Here is a 17,165-nt window from a genome sequence, read left to right as displayed (position 1 = left end):
GGCTCTGGCTCCGGACACCTCCTCCCGGAAAGCCGCCCTCAAGGTGGCCAAGGAGGGGTCCTGGCCCGAGCGCGGAGCGGTCGCCGCCCCGGAGGGCGGCACCTCCGCCATATGGGGTGAGTGCAGGGGCAGCGGGGCCAAGCCCTACCTGGCCGCCGTCCACCTGGACGGGGCCGGGGGAACCGCCTACAAGTGCAGCTGCCCCAGCCGCAAGATCCCCTGCAAGCACGCCCTGGCCCTGTTCGCCCTGTGGACCCAGGACCAGGTGGCCCTCCGCGAGGACAGGCCCGAGTGGGTCGCCACCTGGCTCTCCGGCCGGGCCTCCCGCCAGGTCCGGGCCCGCGCCAGCGCCCCCGCCGACCCGGAGAGGGCGGCCGCCACCCTCAGGGAGAGGGAGGAGTCGGTCGGGGCCGGGATGGACGAACTCCGCCTCTGGCTGCGCGACCAGATCGATGCCGGACTGGCGGAGGTGCCCAGGTACGGCTACGGCCACTGGGACCGCATGGCCAAGCGCCTGGTCGACGCCAAGGCGGGCGGCGCCTCCTCCCTCGTCGCCCGGCTCCCCGGCGCGGCCCGCGGGGACGGCTGGCCCGAGCGCCTGCTCGAACGGCTCGGCCTCCTCCACCTGCTGGCCGTCGCCCACCAGGCCGGAGACGCCCTCGGAGAGCGGACCCGCGCCGCCGCCCGAGCCCGCGTCGGCATCACCACCAGGGCCGAGGAAGTCCTCGCCGGCGGCGAGCGCGTCCACGACACCTGGCGGGTCCTGGGCCAGCGCCTCACCACCGCGCCAGAGGCCGACATGCGCTCCCGCCGCGTGTGGCTGCGCGGCTCCCGGACCGGGCGCACCGCCCTGTCCCTGTCCTTCTCCCGCACCGGGCAGGCCCCCGACACCCCCTTCCGGGTCGGCACCGACGTGACCGCCGAGTTCGCCTTCTACCCCGACGGCCACCGAATCGTCCCCGCAGGCGAGGGCGACACCGCCACCGCGGACCCGCCCGCGGGAGGCACGGTCACCGACGCCCTCGACGCCTTCGCCGAGGCCGCCGCCGAGGACCCCTGGCTCGACACCTGGCCGGTCGTGATCGACCAAGCCGCCCCCGCTCACGGGGACCGGTGGTACCTCGCCGACCCCGACGGCACCGCACTGCCCCTGAACACCGCCCAGCCCTGGCGGCTCCTCGCGGTCACCGGCGGCCACCCCGCCACCGTCGCCGCCGAGTGGTCCCCCGGAGAGGGCCTCGCCCCCATCGCCGTGTGGGACCGGAACGGAAAGGCTGTCTCCCTGTGACCGGCACCCGCGACTCCGAAGCCCCCGTCCCCCCGGCCCCCGCCGACTCCTGGGAGCGCCTGGTCTCGGCCGCCCTGGTCGGCACCTCCCGGCGCTCCGTCCCCGACACCCCCGACCTGCCCGAAACGCCCGAGACCGAAGGGGCCGCAGCCCTCCTGGACCGGGCCGCCCTGGCCGTCGTCCGACGCGCGGCCGGGTACACCCCCGCCACCGGGATCGCACCCCTCACGCCCGACACCGAGGACGAGCGCCCCGAAGCCGGAGCGGGCGCCACCCGGGTCCTGGAGCACATCCTCGCCGACCGGGCCGAACTCCTGCCCGAGTGGCTGGACCTGGTGTCCGCCTGCGGACGGCGCGCCGCGCACTCCAGCGTCCCCTCCCTCCTCGACCAGGGCGTGCGCGACAGCCGGCTGCGCCCCGCGCTCGCCGCCGCCGTCGGCACGCGCGGCCACTGGCTGGCCCGGTTCAACCCCTCCTGGTCCCACATGCTGGCCGAGTCCGCCCCCGGCGACCGGTTCAGCGAACGGGACTGGGACCACGGCACCCCCGGCGAGCGCCGCCGCGCCCTCGCGGCCCTGCGCGCCGAGGACCCCGACCGGGCCCGCGAACTCCTCACGGCCCTCTGGCCGGGCCTGGCCAGGGCCGAACTGCGCCGTCACCTGTTGGAGACGCTCGCCGTCGGCCTCGGCCCCGCGGACGAGGAGTTCGTCGAGAGGGCGCTGGACGACCGGAGCGCCAACGTGCGCGGGTGCGCGCTGTCCCTGCTCACCCGGCTGCCCGGCAGCGGCCACGCCGAACGGCTGCGCGGCTGCGTCCGCCAGAGCGCCTCGCTCGACGCGGGCGGGATCCTTCGGATGGAATCGACCGGCACCGACGACCCCGCCGTCCGCCGTGACCTCGCCCTGGCCGCGTCCGACGGCCGGAGCGAGAACGCGAACCAGCGGTACGAGCGGATGTGGGCGCTGGTCACCCACACACCTCTGGACGTGTGGCCCGGGCTGCTCGGCACCGATCCCGCCGGGGTCTTCACGGCGGCGGAGAGGAGGCCCGGCGGGTACGGCAGGAACAACTGGCTGTTCGGCGCCCTCGTCAACGCCGTGGCGGTCCAGCGGAACGCGGAGTGGGCCGGGGCCGTCCTCGGGACGGTCGGCGTCCAGACCATGCGCCACCCCAACACCGGCCAGTTGTTCCAGCTGGCGAAGCTGCTGGGGCTGCTGCCGCCGCGGGAGCGCTACGAGCTCGTGTCCGGCGTCCTCGACGACGCCGCCCCCCTCGTCCGCTGGGGCGAGCTGCTGCACGCCACACACGGTCCCTGGCCCCCGGAACTGAGCGAGCGGGTGGTCGGACGCCTGCTCACCAGGGGCCGCAAACACGACCACAACGGATACCGGGAGCTCTGCGAGGCCGCGGCCTCGCACCTGCCCCCGGAACACCTCGCCGAACTGCCCGGCGAACCCCCGATCGACGTCTCCGCCGACGCCTACCTCCAACTCCGGAACACCCTCCGGTTCCGGCTCGACATGCACAAGGAGCTCAGTTGACCACCTCCGCCCCCTCCCTCCGCACCGACGCCGCCCAGGCCCTGCGCCCGCACGCGGAGCAGACCTACGCCGCCGAGATCGAGGCGCTGGCCAAGGCCGACGACCGGCAGCGGCCCCCGGGCTGGAAGCTCTCCCCGTGGGCGGTCACCCGGTACCTGCTGGGCACCACGCTGGAGGACGGCACCGAGATCACCCCCAAGTACATCGGCGCGCGCCGCGTGGTCGAGGTCGCCGTGGCCACCCTGGCCACCGACCGGGCGCTGCTGCTCCTCGGCGTCCCCGGCACCGCCAAGACCTGGCTGTCCGAGCACCTGGCCGCCGCGGTCTCCGGTGACTCCACCCTCCTCGTCCAGGGCACCGCCGGGACATCCGAGGAAGCCGTCCGCTACGGCTGGAACTACGCGCGGCTGCTCGCCGAGGGCCCCTCCGAGGCGGCCATGGTGCCCAGCCCGGTCATGACCGCGATGGCGCGCGGCTCGATCGGCCGCATCGAGGAGCTCACCCGTATGCCCTCCGACGTGCAGGACGGGCTCATCACCGTGCTGTCGGAGAAGTCCCTGCCCGTGGCGGAACTGGGCATCGAGGTGCAGGCCCAGCGCGGGTTCAACATCATCGCCACCGCCAACGACCGCGACCGGGGCGTCAACGACCTGTCCAGCGCGCTGCGCCGCCGGTTCAACACCGTGGTGCTGCCCGTGCCCGACAGCGCCGAGGACGAGGTCCGCATCGTCACCCAGCGGGTGGAGCAGCTCGGCCGGTCCCTGGAACTGCCCGAGGTGCCCACCAGCCTCACCGAGATCAAGCGGGTGGTCACCGTCTTCCGCGAGCTGCGCTCGGGGATGACCGAGGACAACGGCACCAAGGTCAAGTCGCCCAGCGGAACGCTGAGCACGGCCGAGGCGATCTCCGTGATCACCAGCGGCATCGCACTGGCCGCCCACTTCGGCGACGGGCAACTGCGCCCGGCCGACGTGGCCGCCGGGATCCAGGGCGCCGTCGTCCAGGACCGGGTCTCCGACGGCGTGGTGTGGCGCGAGTACCTGGAGACCGTCGCGCGCGGGCGCGACGGCTGGGGCGAGTTCTACCGCGCCTGCCGTGAGGTGGGCGCCTGATGGGCCGTTCCCGGCTGGACACGAGCGGGCTGCACGTCCTGGGCGTGCGCCACCACGGCCCGGGGTCGGCCCGGGCCGTCCGGGCGGCCCTGGAGGAGATCAAGCCCGACGCCGTGCTGATCGAGGGGCCGCCGGAGGCGGACGCGCTCACCTCCCTGGTGGGCGAGCTGGAGCCGCCGGTGGCGCTGCTGGCCTACGCCGACACCCCGAAGGGGGACGCGGCGAAGGACGGGGACGGAGCGCGGACGGACGCGGGTTGGGGGTTCTGGCCGTTCGCCGGCTTCTCCCCGGAGTGGGAGGCGCTGCGCTACGCCGTCGGCAACGACGTGCCGGTGCGCTTCTGCGACCTTCCCGCCGCGCACACCCTCGCCGAGCGGATCGCCGAGGCCGAGGAGCGGCGCAAAGCCGAGGAGGAGCACGCGCGGGCCGAGCAGGAGGAGGACCGTCCGGGGACCGAACCCGGTGACGGGACCGGTGCGGCCGGAGAGCCGGACGGGCAGAGCGCGGACGGCGGGACCGGAGAGCCGGAACGGGTCCGGCTGGACCCGCTCGGGGTGCTCGCCGAGGCCGCAGGCTACGACGACGCCGAACGCTGGTGGGACGACGTCATCGAGCAGCGCGGCGCCGGGGAGCCCTCCCCCTTCCCCGCGATCGCCGACGCCATGGCCGCCGTCCGGGCCGAGTCCGCTCCCGAGAGCGGGCGGGACGCGCGCCGGGAGGCGTACATGCGCCAGACCCTGCGGGCCGTCCTCAGGGAGGGGCACGAGCGGGTCGCCGTGGTCTGCGGCGCCTGGCACGCCCCCGCCCTGCGCGACGTGGCCGACCACCCGGTCAGGGAGGACACCGCCCTGCTCAGGGGCCTGCCCAAGGTGAAGGTCACCGCCACCTGGGTGCCGTGGACCCACGGGCGCCTGGCCTCGGCCAGCGGCTACGGCGCCGGTGTCGCCGCCCCCGGCTGGTACCACCACCTGTTCACCGCGCCCGACCTGCCGGTGCACCGGTGGCTGACCGACGCCGCCCGCATGCTCCGCGAGGAGGGGCAGCCGGTGTCCTCCTCCCACGTCATCGAGGGCGTACGGCTCGCCGAGAGCCTCGCCGTGCTGCGCGGGCGTCCGCTCGCCGGGCTCGACGAGGTCTCCGAGGCGCTCACCGCGGTCCTGTGCGAGGGCGCTCCCGCCAAGGCGGCCCTGGTCCACCACCGGATGGCGGTCGGCGAGCGGATGGGCTCGGTGCCCCCGTCCACGCCCATGGTCCCCCTCCAGCGCGACCTCATCGCGGCGCAGAAACGGCTGCGGCTCAAGCCGGAGCCCTTCGACCGCGACATCGACCTGGACCTGCGCAAGGACAACCAGCGCGAACGCGGGGTGCTGCTGCACCGGCTGCGGCTGCTCGGCGTCGGGTGGGGCGTCCCGCGCACCCCCGAGGGCGGCCGGAAGGGCACCTTCCGGGAGTCGTGGCGGCTGCGCTGGGACCCCGACATGGACGTGGCGCTGATCGAGGCCAGCCGGTGGGGCACCACCGTGGCGTCGGCCGCCGAGGCCAGGGCCGCCGACCTCGCCGAGGGCGCCGACCTGCCCGCCCTGACCTCCCTCACCGAGCGGTGCCTGTTCGCGGACCTGGGCGGGGCCCTGCCCCGGGTGCTGTCCCTGCTCACCGACCGCGCGGCCACCGACAGCGACGTCACCCACCTGATGGAGGCGCTGCCCCCGCTGGCCCGCTCGGCCCGGTACGGGGACGTGCGCGGCACCGACGGCGCCCACCTGCGCACGGTCGCCGAGCAGATCCTGCGGCGCGTGTGCGTCGGACTCGCCCCGGCGGTGCACGGTCTGGACGACGACGCGGCGGCGGAGTTCGTCAGGCTCATCGACGCCACGCACACCGCCGCCACCCTCCTCGGCGGGGAGGGCGCGCGGGCCTGGACCGCGGCCCTGGTCGCCCTGACCGGACGGGACACCCTGCCAGGGCGGATCGCCGGACGGGTCAACCGGATGCTGTCGGACGCCGGGCTGCTGGAGGCCGAGGAGCTGCGCCGGCGCCTGGGCCTGGCGATGTCCCCGGGAGCCGAGCCCGCCGGGGCCGCGGCCTGGCTGGAGGGGTTCCTCCAGGGCAGCGGGCTGATCCTGGTGCACGACGAGCACCTGCTCGGGCTGATCGACGCCTGGCTGCTCGCCCTGCCCGAGGAGCGGTTCACCGCCGTGCTCCCGCTGCTGCGCCGTACCTTCGGGGCCTTCGAGGGCCCCGAGCGCCGGGAGATCGGCGCGTCCGCCCTGCGGCTCGGGTCGGGGCCCGCGGCAGACGGCGGCGGCTCCCCGGCTGCCGTGGCCGTGGACACCGAACGCGCGGCCCCGGCCCTGGCCACCGCGCTGGCCATCCTCACCGACGGAAGGAGCCTCGGTTGAACACCGTGGACGAACGGGAGCGCCGCTGGCGGCTGGTACTGGGCCGGGAGGCGCAGTGTCCCTCCGGGCTCGGCACCGCCGACCAGGGGATGGACGCGGCCCTGGAGGCCCTGTACAACCGGGGCGACGGCTCCGGGAGCGGGTCGTCCAGCGGCGAGCGCTCCGCCGGACTCGGCGGCTCGGCGCCCCGGGTGGCGCGCTGGCTGGGCGACATCCGGGAGTACTTCCCCTCCTCCGTGGTGCAGGTGATGCAGAAGGACGCCATGGACCGGCTCGGCCTGCACCAGCTCCTCCTGGAGCCGGAGATGATGGAGGCCGTCGAGCCGGACGTGCACCTCGTCGGCACCCTCCTCTCCCTCAACCGGGTGATGCCCGAGCAGGCCCGCGAGTCCGCCCGCGCGGTGGTGCGCCGGGTGGTCGACGACCTGGAGCGCCGCGTGGCGCAGAAGACGCGGTCCCTGGTGCAGGGGGCGATCGACCGGTCGGCCCGCACGCACCGGCCGCGCAGGGCGGCCGACATCGACTGGAACGCGACCATCCGCCGCAACCTGGCCCACTACCTGCCCGAGCACGGCACGATCGTGCCGCAGACCCTGGTGGGCTACGGGCGCCGCAGCCGCGGGGTGCAGAAGGACGTGGTGCTGGCGATCGACCAGAGCGGCTCGATGGCCTCCTCCGTGGTCTACGCGAGCGTGTTCGGCGCGGTGCTGGCCTCCATGAAGACCCTGCGCACGTCCCTGGTCGTGTTCGACACCGCGGTGGTGGACCTGACCGAGCAGCTCACCGACCCGGTCGAGGTGCTGTTCGGCACCCAGCTGGGCGGCGGTACGCACATCAACAAGGCCATCGCCTACTGCCAGGAGCTGATCACCAAGCCTGACGACTCGGTCTTCGTGCTGATCAGCGACCTGTACGAGGGCGGTGTCCGAGAGGAGATGCTCAGGAGGGTGGCCGCGATGCGGGCCGCCGGGGTCCAGGTGGTGGTGCTGCTGGCCCTCTCTGACGAGGGCTCGCCGTCCTACGACCGGCAGAACGCGTCCGCGCTCGCCGAGATGGGGGTGCCCGCGTTCGCCTGCACGCCGGACGCGTTCCCCGAGCTGATGGCGGCGGCCATCCAGGGGCAGTCCCTCACATCCTGGGTAGAGAGTCACCAGGACGCCTGATCCGGGCGGGCGGGGCCGTGGCGGTCCCCGCCCGTCCTCCGGCCGCCCCCGGAGGCGGCGAGTGCTTCCGGTTCCGCCTCCCACACCCCCCGGGCGGGAGGCGGAACGCTCAGGGCAACGGGCGAAGCGGGGCGAACCGGTTCCTCGGTGACGTTCTGGATATGCTCACCGGCGAACGGTGATCCGCTCCTCGGCCGGAGCGGCCGAGCGGCACCGGGTACCCCTCTCACCCCCAACCCTCCAACCGGGAGAACCGTTGAGCTACGACGTGGTGGCCCTGGTCGTCGGGAGGCCCGACGAGCGGGCGGTCGTCGAGGCCCTGCAGGACGTCGGTCCGGAACTGCGCCTGCACCAGCACGGGGAGACCGACGTCCTGCAGATCCGTGACGAGGACGGCCACCTCCTGGCCACGCTCGAACCCGGGCGGCGGGTGGAACACCCCGGCGATGTCGTGCGCCTGCTCGGGGCGGAGGTCGTGGCGGGCCTGCCGGACACGTTCTGGTGGGTGGAGGCACGGGCCCGTCCGGACGCGCGGGGCCGCGAGGTGGCGCACCGGTTCGCCGACGGGCTCGCGCTGCGTCTCGGAGGCGCGGTGTGGACCTCGGGCGAGGCCGACTTCGGCCTGTGGGAGGAGCCGGGGCACCCGGCCGTCGAGCGCACCGCGGCCAGGGCGCTCCTGGTCGCCCAGGACCGCGCGGTGGTGCCGTTCTCGTCCTGGCTCAGCGACGCGGTGGCCACCCATGCCGGTGAGAAGACGCTCCAGGTCCTCACCCCGCCCACCTCGCGGCTGACCTACGCGGCGCGCACCTTCGCGACCGGGCCGCTGGGGCGCTGGGTGGTGCGCGGCGGGGACGGTGACTGCTACGACGGCGTCACCGGTCTGCCGGTGCACTGGGACGGGACCTACGGTTTCCTCCCCGACAGGGAACCGGCCGGGCCGGACTGGGCCGCGAGGGAACCGGGCGTCAAGCCGGTCCCGGAGTTCCTCGCGGACTTCGCCGAGACCGCCGGGACACAGCTGGCGGTGGACGTGGCCGTGCGCCACCGGGAGGGGGCGGACCCGCTCCCGGGCCGTGCCGCGGAGGTCGTCGCCGAGCACCTGGCCGGGGCCGCGCCGTCGGCGTGGGGTCCGTACGAGCCCACGCTCATGGCCTGGGACCGGGAGCGCCTGGCGGGTTTCGTCCACGAGCGCGGGCCCGAGCCGTCCATCCTGTACCTGTCCGGGCCGCCGGGCCCGGAGCACCCGTTCTCCGGTCAGGTCCGCCTGGGCTGGCGCGGGGGCCGGGTGTCGGAGCGGGTGTCGGTGGTGGCCGGTTTCGAGGAGGAGGCCGCCGCACCGTTCGACGCGCTCCCGGCACTGGTGCAGGCGCTCGCGGAGGAGGGACTACTGGACGGGATGCGGGTGCGCCGCCTTCCCGGCCGGAGCGACGTCACCTACGTACCGGTGTGGGCGGGACCGGCCGTCCCGGTCGGGATGGCGATCGGCCCGGAGCGTCTGCGCCGGATCGGGGCCGGCCCCGCCCAGGCGGGACCCATCAGAGGCACGCTCCTCGGCGAGGGCGGAGCGCGGGCGGTGTGGTATCCCGTGCTGGCGGACGCGGCCGCGCCCCTGCGGGCGCTGGAACTCACGCGGAGGCAGGCCGCCTACCTGACCGCGGCTTCCCGAGGGTGACAGGGGGACGGGAGCGATCTCCGGGAAAGGGACGTACGTGGTCCTCGCGCACTGCCCGATTGCCCGGGACCTTTCTCCCGTGCGGTGAAAGTGGCGCGCGTCACGCCCACCGTTCTCATCTGCGCGTTCCTGCCCGGCGGCCGGGAATCCATCTCCTGACCATCGCGAATGCGACTTTTCCTCGAACCAAAACCGATCGTGAAGTGTCATCCCATATGCGCATACTGCTCTACGGCAGTGCGCTGAAAGCGTGTGGTGTCGACGAAAAGAACGCAGGAGAAACAAGCGCAGGAGGTGTCGCTGGATGAAGTTCGAGCTGGTCGAGCCGTCAGCCGGGAGTGTCTCCACCACCGGACCCCGGCACCCGGCACCCGCTGACGAGGACTCGGCGGGACAGGCACCGCCCACCGCCCCGGAGCCGGACGAAACCTCCGTCAAGCCCGTCGGGGAACGTATGGCCAGGACGGTCCGGGGTGTGCGCGCCTCGTTGAACCTGCTCCAGGCCCACGTCACCGAGCAGAGCACGGCGGAGGCCCACCGCTCGGCCGCCTCCGCTCCGGCGGCCGGTCCCGGGGCCGCGTTCCACCCGCACCGGTTCACCGCCTCCCCGAAGGGAGACGGCCGGTGAGTCAGTGGAACATCGACGTCTACGGGGTCGCGCTGGTCCTGACCGACCTCGGCGACCAGCTCGGCCTGGAGGGAGGCGGGTTCTCCTCCACCATCGACTCCACCGCCGACGGGATCGACATGGCGCTGAACAACGCCAAGAGCCCGCCCGTGGAGACCGCCCTGGCCGGGTTCCTCGACCACTTCACCGGCAAGACCGACGCCATGTTCACCCGCAGCCTCTCCTGCCTCCAGGGAGCCAACGACGCCGCCCTGGCCTACAGCGAGGGCCAGGAGGAGATGGCCGCCGAGGCCCAAGGGCAGGCGGGCACCGGCGACAACCTCGACCTCTGAGCCGACGCCCCGTCCCCCATCCCTCCCCGCCCCCACGGAAGGCCCCCTGGTGAGTTTCGAACCCACCCAGCCCCAGGACGGCGTGGACCCGAACATGTTCACGCTCATCGACCCCGAGGCCATCCCCTATCCGCTGACCGACGTGTGGTCCCTCAACTACGCGGCCGAGGCGCTGCGCACCGGCGGTGAGGACCTCTTCGGCGGGGCCGAGGACCTGCGTTCCACATGGCAGGGCCTCCAGGCCCACTACGAGGCCCCCGAGAGCGAGTCGCTCTTTTCCAAGATGGACCCGGTGGTGACCAAGGGCGAGGACATCTCCAGCGACCTGGCCACCGTCGCCGCAGCCCTGGAGGACCTGGCCGAGGCCGCCAAGACCGCGCGGAGATCGCTCAACACCCTGCGGATCGAGGCCCAGGGCTTCTGGAACCGGCACCACGACGAGAAGGTGTGGTGGCTGACCGAGGACGAGAAGACCGACGAGTGGGCGCTGACGGAGAACATCCGCCTCAAGGACGAGGTCAACGCCGCCTGGGCCACGTTCAACGAGGCCGAGAACGACTGCGCCTCCCGGATCTCGGCGGTCTTCGACGGTCCCGCCTACGCCTCGCCCGGCCAGGCGGGCGGGGACGGCGTGCTCGTCTACGGGCTGCCCACCGACGCCGGCGAGCGCGACCTCTCCCTGGAGACCGCGTTCAGTTTCGAGGGCGTGAACGGTTTCGCCGACGACGCCGCGGCGTGGGCGGGCAGCGAGTTCCACCCCTCCCAGATGGACTGGGGCAACGACAAGGGCCAGGCGCTCTGGGACACGGTGGTCACCGACGCGCTGTGGGGGTCGGCGGTGGGGCTGACGACCAAGCTCGGGTACTGGCACCCCGACAACGGATGGCGCTTCGATGCCTCGGGTCGCTGGGAGAACGCCAAGGCGGCCTGGGGCGACGCGGGGATGGACGCGGCCGCCCTGGTCGGTATCCACGACGACCAGGGGTGGCTGTGGGATCCGGGAGCGGGCGGCCGGGAGGGGTGGGGCGCGGGGTGGGACCGGTGGACCGACAACCTCGATGCCAGCAAGGACGAGTTGTGGGAGGGGCACACCGCCTGGTCCACGCGCGAGGACGGCACCGCCTACTCCAACACCACCATCGGCGCCAACGCGGCGATGATGACCGTCGGGCTTCCCCTCAAAGCTCTCAAGATCGTCGCCGGAGCAGGGGTGGGCGGCTCCGGCGGTATGCCCTCGGACGGCTCGGACGGTTCCGAGGGCTCTGGTGACTCTGGCGGTTCCGGCTCCGACGGCTCCGACAAGTCCACGTCGCAGGGAGGACCGGGGACGGGGGAGTGGCCCAGCAGCCCGCTGCCGAACGCCGGGGAGGGCAGCCGCCCCACCGGTGAGCGCTTCGAGAACCCGCTCACCGAACTGAACGAGTCGTTGCTGGACCCCAACCGGTACCGCCCGCTCTCCTCCACCCCGAACACCCCCGTGCCCGACGGCGGCGGGGACCGGCCATCCCAGAGCCCGCCCGCGCCGCAGCGCGGTGACACCCCGCAGCCCCAGGACAGCGGTAGACCACGTTCGGAGGGGGATGGTGCGGGCGCGCCGAGCGGACCCGAGGAGAAGTCCGGCGCTCCGTCTTCGGCCCCGCGTCCGGACAGCGAGTCCCAGCCGGGTGAGACCCACGCATCCCGCGACGAGGAACGTCCCCTGCGCCGCGATGAGGACGTCGAGGGCGATCAGGGTGACGACCCCATCCAGCGCCGCGACGACGATCAGGAGGGCACGGGCGGTCCACGTGAGGAACAGGAGCGCCCCGAACCCGCCACCGGCGGCGGCAGCGAGGGCGGCGGTGATGAGCCGCCCCGGGACCGCACCGGCACCGGAGACGATGACGAGGATAACAGCGACGGCGACAGTGGGCCTGATGATCAGACCGCGGGTCGGGATGAGCAAGACGAGGAAGGCGAAACGGGGATCGGCAACCAGGAGAGGTTGCTGGACGTCTTTCCTGACAAGGTGGAGCTCGATGATCGAATTCCCCGGCCTGAGGACGTCGACCCCGCGAGGTACAACCAGCCCACGGTGAATGAATTGCGCGACCGGGTTGGTAAGGGTTGGGAGTACTACGACGACAAGGAACAGGCCATCGCGGAATACCTGCATGAGTACGGGATCGAGGTAAAGTCGGTGGATGTCGCCCGGTCCGATGGCGTGAAGTCACCGGATTCCGTGGTTGTTGGAAGAGACGTGACTATCGAGTTCAAGACGCCGGAGAGGGCCTCAAAGAACTCGATCATCCAAAATCTTCGAAAGGGTCGCGAGCAGTCGAGTCGGCTTGTCATGGATGTCCGCTCCGTCAATACACCACAGGAAACGGCGATATCGGCACTCCGGGATTCGCTCCGCCGGTACGGGGGTGATCTCGACGAAGTTATCATCATTGGAAATGAATACGTCATTTCATGGCCATGAGAAAGTTGATGTAATGGCACACTCGGAAACAATTATGATTTCAGTGAAACCGGAAGATGTTGTTTCACTAATGCGGGACTTGGGAGCCTCGATTTCCCCTGGGCGCAGTGGCGGCGTCATGGAGATCCGGATCAGTGACTTGGTCTTGGATGTAGAGGAACTTGACATCTACGACGGCTTCACCACAGCAGTGGATGTATACGGAACCTCGCGAGAGAATGCCAAGGAAAACGCTCATTCATTCTTCGATCGACTTGCTGAGGCTACGCCATGGCGCCTGGCTCTGGGTTTCGACGACAACGACCTTCCCATCATTGAACGCCCACCCATATTTCCGGAGTAGAAAAATGGCGCAAGGTCTTTCGAGCGAAACATTAGAAGCGCGAGAGGGCAGTCGCGTCGGATGGTGTTTGACGTGAGGCACCTGGGAACTTCCCAAGAGTCCGCCGTGGAGAGGCTCGGGAAGGGGATGTTCAACTATGGTGGGAGACCTGAGCGAGGTAGTTGTAATCGGCGGCGGCTACACTATCGTTTGGCCTTAGGAGGAATGTTGTCGAGAGTTGAGTTTATTGAGGTTTCCGCTGACCCTGGCGAAGTCGCTTCTGTATTGCGCAGATTCCCTGAATTGGTGCAGGAGTGGACTAATGCCACCGAAACCTTCGAGTTTCGGATTGCATCCGGAGATGAACGCATAGGTGAAATCGATGTGCACGTCGAAGAAGTCTTGTCAGGGCCATGCAGTGCGGCCATAGATGTATTTTGGGCCACGTGGTCTGACAGTCCCGAGAAAATGCAGTTTATCTTCGATCTGATTTCCGAGAGAACAAGATGGGAGATTGCCTCTCGCTTTGACAGTGACGACCGACCCCTCGTTTACAGGCCCCGATTGGACTGATCCTTTGAATCCCTGAAGTCCTCTATCTGGGAGAGGAATCATCTCTCTCCCGAGTCCGGGGACCGAGTCCCAGCGGGGTGAGACCGATGCGCCCCGCGGCGAGGAGCGTCCCCCACGTCGCGATGAGGACGTCGAGGGCGATCAGGGTGACGACCTGACCCAGCGTCGCGACGACGATCAGGAGGGCACGGGCGGTCCGCGCGAGGAATCGGAGCGCCCCGAACCCACCACCGGCGGCGGCAGCGATAGCGGCGGCGACGATCCGCCCCAGGACCACACCGGCACCGGAGGCGACGATGACAAAGGAGAGTGAGCCTGAAGCGATGTACGAGGCCGCTACCCTGCCGGTCGATAATGATGCCGCATTGGACATCCAGTCATACATTGACTGACTGAGGTTTTCTCAGCGAAACACGAACCAGAAAACCGGATCAAGTGCACGAAAGAGACAGAAGCAGACATTGGGGAATCACCCCACGCAGACGTGAAGCCCCTGGTAGGACGGTTCTCTTCCACAAGATCGTCCACTGAACCAGAGGCCTCACGTTGGTTCCCTATTCTGCCATGCTCGACGTCCCCCGCCACGTAGTCGAGCTCCTCGCCCGGCACCTGGCCGCACACCGCCGCCTGATCGGCACCCCGCAAGGCTCCCGTGCTCTGGGCCCGTTCCGCCAAGCACTTCTCGCCCTGCGCTGGTTCCGCGAAGCAGGACCCGTGCACCCTCTGGCCCACAACGCGGGCATCTCCCAGGCCACCGGCTACCGCTACCTGCACGAGGCCATCGACGTCCTGGCCGACCAAGCCCCCGACCTGCACCACACCCTCCGGCAGTGCCGCGAACAGGGCATGGGCCACGTGATCCTGGACGGCACCCTCATCAACTGCGATCGCGTCGCCGGCACCAACGACAAGGGCAACGACGCCTGGTACTCGGGCAAGGCCAAGCGCTTCGCCGGAAACGTGCAGTTCCTGGCCGCTCCCGACGGCACCCCACTGTGGGTCTCCGACGTCGAGCCCGGATCGCACCATGATCTGACCTGCGCCCGCATCCACGCTCTGCCCGCGCTCTACCCCGCCGCGGCACAAGGACTGCCCACCCTGGCGGACGTGGGCTACCTCGGGGCCGGAATCGGTGTACACACCCCGCTACGCCCCCACCCCGACATTCCCAGCCCGATGACCAGCGACAACCGTGCTCACAACCGGCTCCTACGCTGTGTTCGGGCCCTGGGCGAACGAGCCGCCGCCGAGCTGAAGCAGCGCTGGCGGGCCCTGAAACACATCACGCTGAGCCCTGGCCGGATCGGAGCCATCGCCCAAGCCGCTCTGGTCCTCAACAACGCATGGAAATAGAACTCACTGAGAAAACCTCACTGAACACGCGCGGGGATCGAGGGGAGGAGCTTGGCGCGTCCACGATGGATCTGCGAGGGACCGACTTGTCGGGAACCCCCATGAGATACTTGTATTTCATTTAAACGGATCTCAGAGATTGCGTCTTCAATGGATGTGACTTCTCGAATTCGGAACTCATTGCGGCCATCCTTAATGGCTCAAAGTTCGTCGATGCGAACTTCCTCAAGGCTGACCTGTCGGAGTGCGAGGCGCGGGAAGCAGATTTCACCAGGGCATCGTTCGTTGGCGCCAAGTTCTACCGTGCTGAAACCGTCGGTTCATGCTTCAGAGATGCGCACTTCAACGCAGTATGGATGCACGAGACGGACCTGCGTGAATCAGATCTGTCAGGCGTGTGGTTCGGTCCTGGCGGGACTTCCGGAAGTACCGTCTTCAAGGAGGCCAAAGTCCTTGGATGTAGGATGGTTGGAGCCGGCGGTTGGGTCAAAGGGACCGTAGACGTCGGCACGGAAAGTGAGCCCCACGTCATCAGCGGGACGGAGCTCGCTGAGTGGTTCCAGGACAACGGGGCTCCAGGCGTGAAAATCTCGGATGAGGTTTGAATCAGGAGGTCGGTATCTCGATCGTGCCCTCCTTTGCGATTCTGTTGAGGTTGAGGGAAGCCTTCTTTTGTATCTATTCCAGTAAGGAACTCTCGACTTCCTCTCCGGTACCTCCATCTACCCGAATAGTTAGGGAGGACTGATGTCAACCCTCCTGCGAGCGCCCAGTGAAGTCGGTTCGTGGCTGTGGTATGTCGAGGCATTCAAGAAGCCCAACATCGTTGTTGTCGCCAGGGTGGCGAGTGTTCTGGAAAAGCACGAACTTCTCAAGTTACATGCCATAGAAATCTGCTGGAATGAATATGGAAAGGGTAAGATCGGGATCTGGACAAAGGTAGCTCCGGGTATTCCGTTCACCGATCCCCTGTATGCGAAGTTCGTGCATCAGAGTCGACCTTCTGGATTCCCCAATGCGCATGTCGCCCATATCGACACGGTCAGCACCGGGATATGGATCGACGCGAGCGGCAGAAGGCGCCAGGAACATCAACTCGTCAATCTGACGGTCTCTCCCGATCCTGATGAGATCCAGGTGCAGATCAGTGTTCACCACGACATCTGGTCCTGGTACGACTTCTCGGGTCACTCTCACCCCGAGGTCTATGGCCAGAACGCGCCGCGCTTGGCCGCAGCCCTCGAAGAGGTGGAGAAGGAGCTCCAGGCCGAGACTGAGAATGGGGAGAGTACGTACTTCGGTGTATCGGAGGGCTTCTGGATCAAGCGCCCGGACCCCGAAGACCTTGTGGATGGCTTGGCCATGAACTCCACTGACAGGTTGTGATTACCACAGAACCGTTGGTCTGACGAGGCGGTCATCATTCCTTGGAGCGCGCGAATCTACATGGAGGGGAACTGAGGGTGGACTTCTCAGGGCTCCCGAGGCTGTTGGTTCATGGGAGTGGTTCGTCGACACGGACGAGAAGGCAGGTGTCTTCGAATGCCTCTCCGCACTGGCGACCGTCGCCGGGGTCCTCCACCGCCACGGATTGCTGAAGGTCGAAGCCGTCGAGGTTTGTAAAGTGGGCGGTATGGACGACATCAGGTTCACGATGGGCGTGCTCAACGTTGCCGACACCGCCCGCTACCTGGGAAACAAGCGCACGACCCTCAGCGGATGGGCACATGGACACGACGACGCGCCCGCTCTGGTGCACGCGTTGCCAGGACGTCCTGACCAGCTGACGGCCACCATGCCGTTCATCGCCCTGGCCGAAGCGCACGTACTCCGTGCGCTACGGGTCGCGGGGGTACGTTCACGGCGCATCCGTCCCGCCCTGGACCGCCTCAGGCAGGAGTTCGGGCCGTACGCGCTGGTGGCGCACGAGTTGGCCACCGACGGCGTGGACGTCCTGGGGGACTTCTCCCGGACCGCTGGCGGCGAGGGCATCATCGAGGGCAAGACGGGTCAGCGCGTCATGCGCGAGATCATCCAGGACTACCTGGAATACATCACGTGGGCGGACGACGAGTACCCGGAGCAGCTGCGGTTGATGGTCTTCGATCCACACCGGGTCGTGATCGATCCACACCGGTTCTTCGGACAGCCCTACTTCGAGGACTCGGGAGTCCGGGTGGCCGACGTGGCAGACATGCTCAAGGCGGACGAGGACCCCGAGGTGGTCGCCGATGAGTTCGGAATCGACCTCGACACCGTCCGGACCGCCGCACGCCTCGCTCTGGGCCAGGCCGCCTGAGTTCTACATGGACGAGAAC

Annotated in this window: 15 protein-coding genes and 1 pseudogene; 15 read left to right on the top strand and 1 reads right to left on the bottom strand. The window is 69.8% G+C overall.

Going from position 1 to position 17,165, the window contains the following annotated elements:
- Positions 1 to 43 precede the first annotated feature (43 nt).
- The 10 genes from FYX01_RS14685 to FYX01_RS14640 all read left to right on the top strand — a co-directional run bounded on the left by FYX01_RS14685 (position 44) and on the right by FYX01_RS14640 (position 12,942).
- Positions 44 to 1,288: an SWIM zinc finger family protein gene (locus tag FYX01_RS14685; protein WP_150241910.1), complete on the top strand. Its 1,245-nt coding sequence runs from the start codon at positions 44 to 46 to the stop codon at positions 1,286 to 1,288.
- Positions 1,285 to 2,829, top strand: coding sequence for a DUF5691 domain-containing protein (locus tag FYX01_RS14680; RefSeq protein WP_150241629.1), 1,545 nt, complete (start codon positions 1,285 to 1,287; stop codon positions 2,827 to 2,829). The genes FYX01_RS14685 and FYX01_RS14680 overlap by 4 nt, the downstream gene beginning before the upstream one ends.
- Entirely contained in the window at positions 2,826 to 3,941 is a 1,116-nt protein-coding gene (locus FYX01_RS14675) for an ATP-binding protein (protein ID WP_150241627.1), read from the top strand. Before FYX01_RS14680 ends, FYX01_RS14675 begins: the two co-directional genes overlap by 4 nt.
- The gene (locus FYX01_RS14670; protein WP_150241625.1) at positions 3,941 to 6,340 is read left to right on the top strand and encodes a DUF5682 family protein; all 2,400 of its coding nucleotides are present in this window, start codon (positions 3,941 to 3,943) and stop codon (positions 6,338 to 6,340) included. Before FYX01_RS14675 ends, FYX01_RS14670 begins: the two co-directional genes overlap by 1 nt.
- Positions 6,337 to 7,503: a VWA domain-containing protein gene (locus FYX01_RS14665; protein ID WP_150241623.1), complete on the top strand. Its 1,167-nt coding sequence runs from the start codon at positions 6,337 to 6,339 to the stop codon at positions 7,501 to 7,503. The genes FYX01_RS14670 and FYX01_RS14665 overlap by 4 nt, the downstream gene beginning before the upstream one ends.
- 256 nt (positions 7,504 to 7,759) lie before the next feature.
- Positions 7,760 to 9,175, top strand: a complete 1,416-nt coding sequence (locus FYX01_RS14660; RefSeq protein ID WP_150241621.1) for a DUF6177 family protein — start codon at positions 7,760 to 7,762, stop codon at positions 9,173 to 9,175.
- A 304-nt stretch (positions 9,176 to 9,479) separates the two neighbouring features.
- A complete protein-coding gene (locus FYX01_RS14655; RefSeq protein WP_150241619.1) occupies positions 9,480 to 9,803 on the top strand; it encodes a cell envelope biogenesis protein TolA in 324 nt (107 codons plus the stop codon).
- The gene (locus tag FYX01_RS14650; RefSeq protein WP_150241617.1) at positions 9,800 to 10,135 is read left to right on the top strand and encodes a DUF6507 family protein; all 336 of its coding nucleotides are present in this window, start codon (positions 9,800 to 9,802) and stop codon (positions 10,133 to 10,135) included. The genes FYX01_RS14655 and FYX01_RS14650 overlap by 4 nt, the downstream gene beginning before the upstream one ends.
- A gap of 49 nt (positions 10,136 to 10,184) precedes the next feature.
- On the top strand, positions 10,185 to 12,599 hold the full coding sequence (locus FYX01_RS14645) for a CdiA C-terminal domain-containing protein (RefSeq protein WP_150241615.1): 2,415 nt from the start codon (positions 10,185 to 10,187) through the stop codon (positions 12,597 to 12,599).
- 13 nt (positions 12,600 to 12,612) lie between these two features.
- Complete coding sequence (locus FYX01_RS14640; RefSeq protein ID WP_150241613.1) at positions 12,613 to 12,942, top strand: hypothetical protein; 330 nt, start codon at positions 12,613 to 12,615, stop codon at positions 12,940 to 12,942.
- Positions 12,943 to 13,516: 574 nt separating this feature from the next.
- On the opposite strand, the gene FYX01_RS14635 is transcribed toward FYX01_RS14640, so the two are convergent.
- Positions 13,517 to 13,879 carry a hypothetical protein gene (locus FYX01_RS14635; RefSeq protein WP_150241611.1) on the bottom strand — a complete coding sequence of 121 codons (363 nt, stop codon included), beginning with the start codon at positions 13,877 to 13,879 and terminating at the stop codon, positions 13,517 to 13,519.
- A gap of 161 nt (positions 13,880 to 14,040) precedes the next feature.
- Between FYX01_RS14635 and FYX01_RS14630 the strand changes: the two genes are divergently transcribed.
- From FYX01_RS14630 to FYX01_RS14615, 5 genes and pseudogenes are all read left to right on the top strand, one after another.
- Positions 14,041 to 14,847, top strand: coding sequence for a transposase family protein (locus tag FYX01_RS14630; protein ID WP_150241609.1), 807 nt, complete (start codon positions 14,041 to 14,043; stop codon positions 14,845 to 14,847).
- A 137-nt stretch (positions 14,848 to 14,984) separates the two neighbouring features.
- Positions 14,985 to 15,143: pseudogene (locus FYX01_RS27260) on the top strand (pentapeptide repeat-containing protein); the annotation flags it as partial.
- Positions 15,144 to 15,203: 60 nt separating this feature from the next.
- Positions 15,204 to 15,452, top strand: coding sequence for a hypothetical protein (locus tag FYX01_RS27175; protein WP_317846068.1), 249 nt, complete (start codon positions 15,204 to 15,206; stop codon positions 15,450 to 15,452).
- Positions 15,453 to 15,594: 142 nt separating this feature from the next.
- Complete coding sequence (locus tag FYX01_RS14620) at positions 15,595 to 16,233, top strand: hypothetical protein (RefSeq protein ID WP_150241607.1); 639 nt, start codon at positions 15,595 to 15,597, stop codon at positions 16,231 to 16,233.
- Positions 16,234 to 16,480: 247 nt separating this feature from the next.
- Positions 16,481 to 17,146 carry a DUF433 domain-containing protein gene (locus FYX01_RS14615; RefSeq protein ID WP_150241605.1) on the top strand — a complete coding sequence of 222 codons (666 nt, stop codon included), beginning with the start codon at positions 16,481 to 16,483 and terminating at the stop codon, positions 17,144 to 17,146.
- The last annotated feature ends 19 nt before the right edge of the window (positions 17,147 to 17,165 follow it).

It is taken from the genome of Nocardiopsis quinghaiensis (assembly GCF_008638365.1).
Taxonomy (GTDB): Bacteria; Actinomycetota; Actinomycetes; order Streptosporangiales; family Streptosporangiaceae; genus Nocardiopsis; species Nocardiopsis quinghaiensis.
The sequence above is the reverse complement of the archived record's forward strand: the minus strand, read 5'-3'. Positions and strand labels throughout refer to the sequence as shown.

Bases quoted from the DNA above. Each gene is read 5' to 3' on its own strand.
- FYX01_RS14655 (WP_150241619.1), top strand. From the start codon at position 9,480: ATGAAGTTCGAGCTGGTCGAGCCGTCAGCCGGGAGTGTCTCCACCACC.
- FYX01_RS14620 (WP_150241607.1), top strand. From the start codon at position 15,595: ATGTCAACCCTCCTGCGAGCGCCCAGTGAAGTCGGTTCGTGGCTGTGG.
- FYX01_RS14615 (WP_150241605.1), top strand. From the start codon at position 16,481: ATGGACGACATCAGGTTCACGATGGGCGTGCTCAACGTTGCCGACACC.
- FYX01_RS14670 (WP_150241625.1), top strand. From the start codon at position 3,941: ATGGGCCGTTCCCGGCTGGACACGAGCGGGCTGCACGTCCTGGGCGTG.
- FYX01_RS27175 (WP_317846068.1), top strand. From the start codon at position 15,204: ATGCACGAGACGGACCTGCGTGAATCAGATCTGTCAGGCGTGTGGTTC.
- FYX01_RS14635 (WP_150241611.1), bottom strand. From the start codon at position 13,879: ATGTATGACTGGATGTCCAATGCGGCATCATTATCGACCGGCAGGGTA.
- FYX01_RS14640 (WP_150241613.1), top strand. From the start codon at position 12,613: ATGGCACACTCGGAAACAATTATGATTTCAGTGAAACCGGAAGATGTT.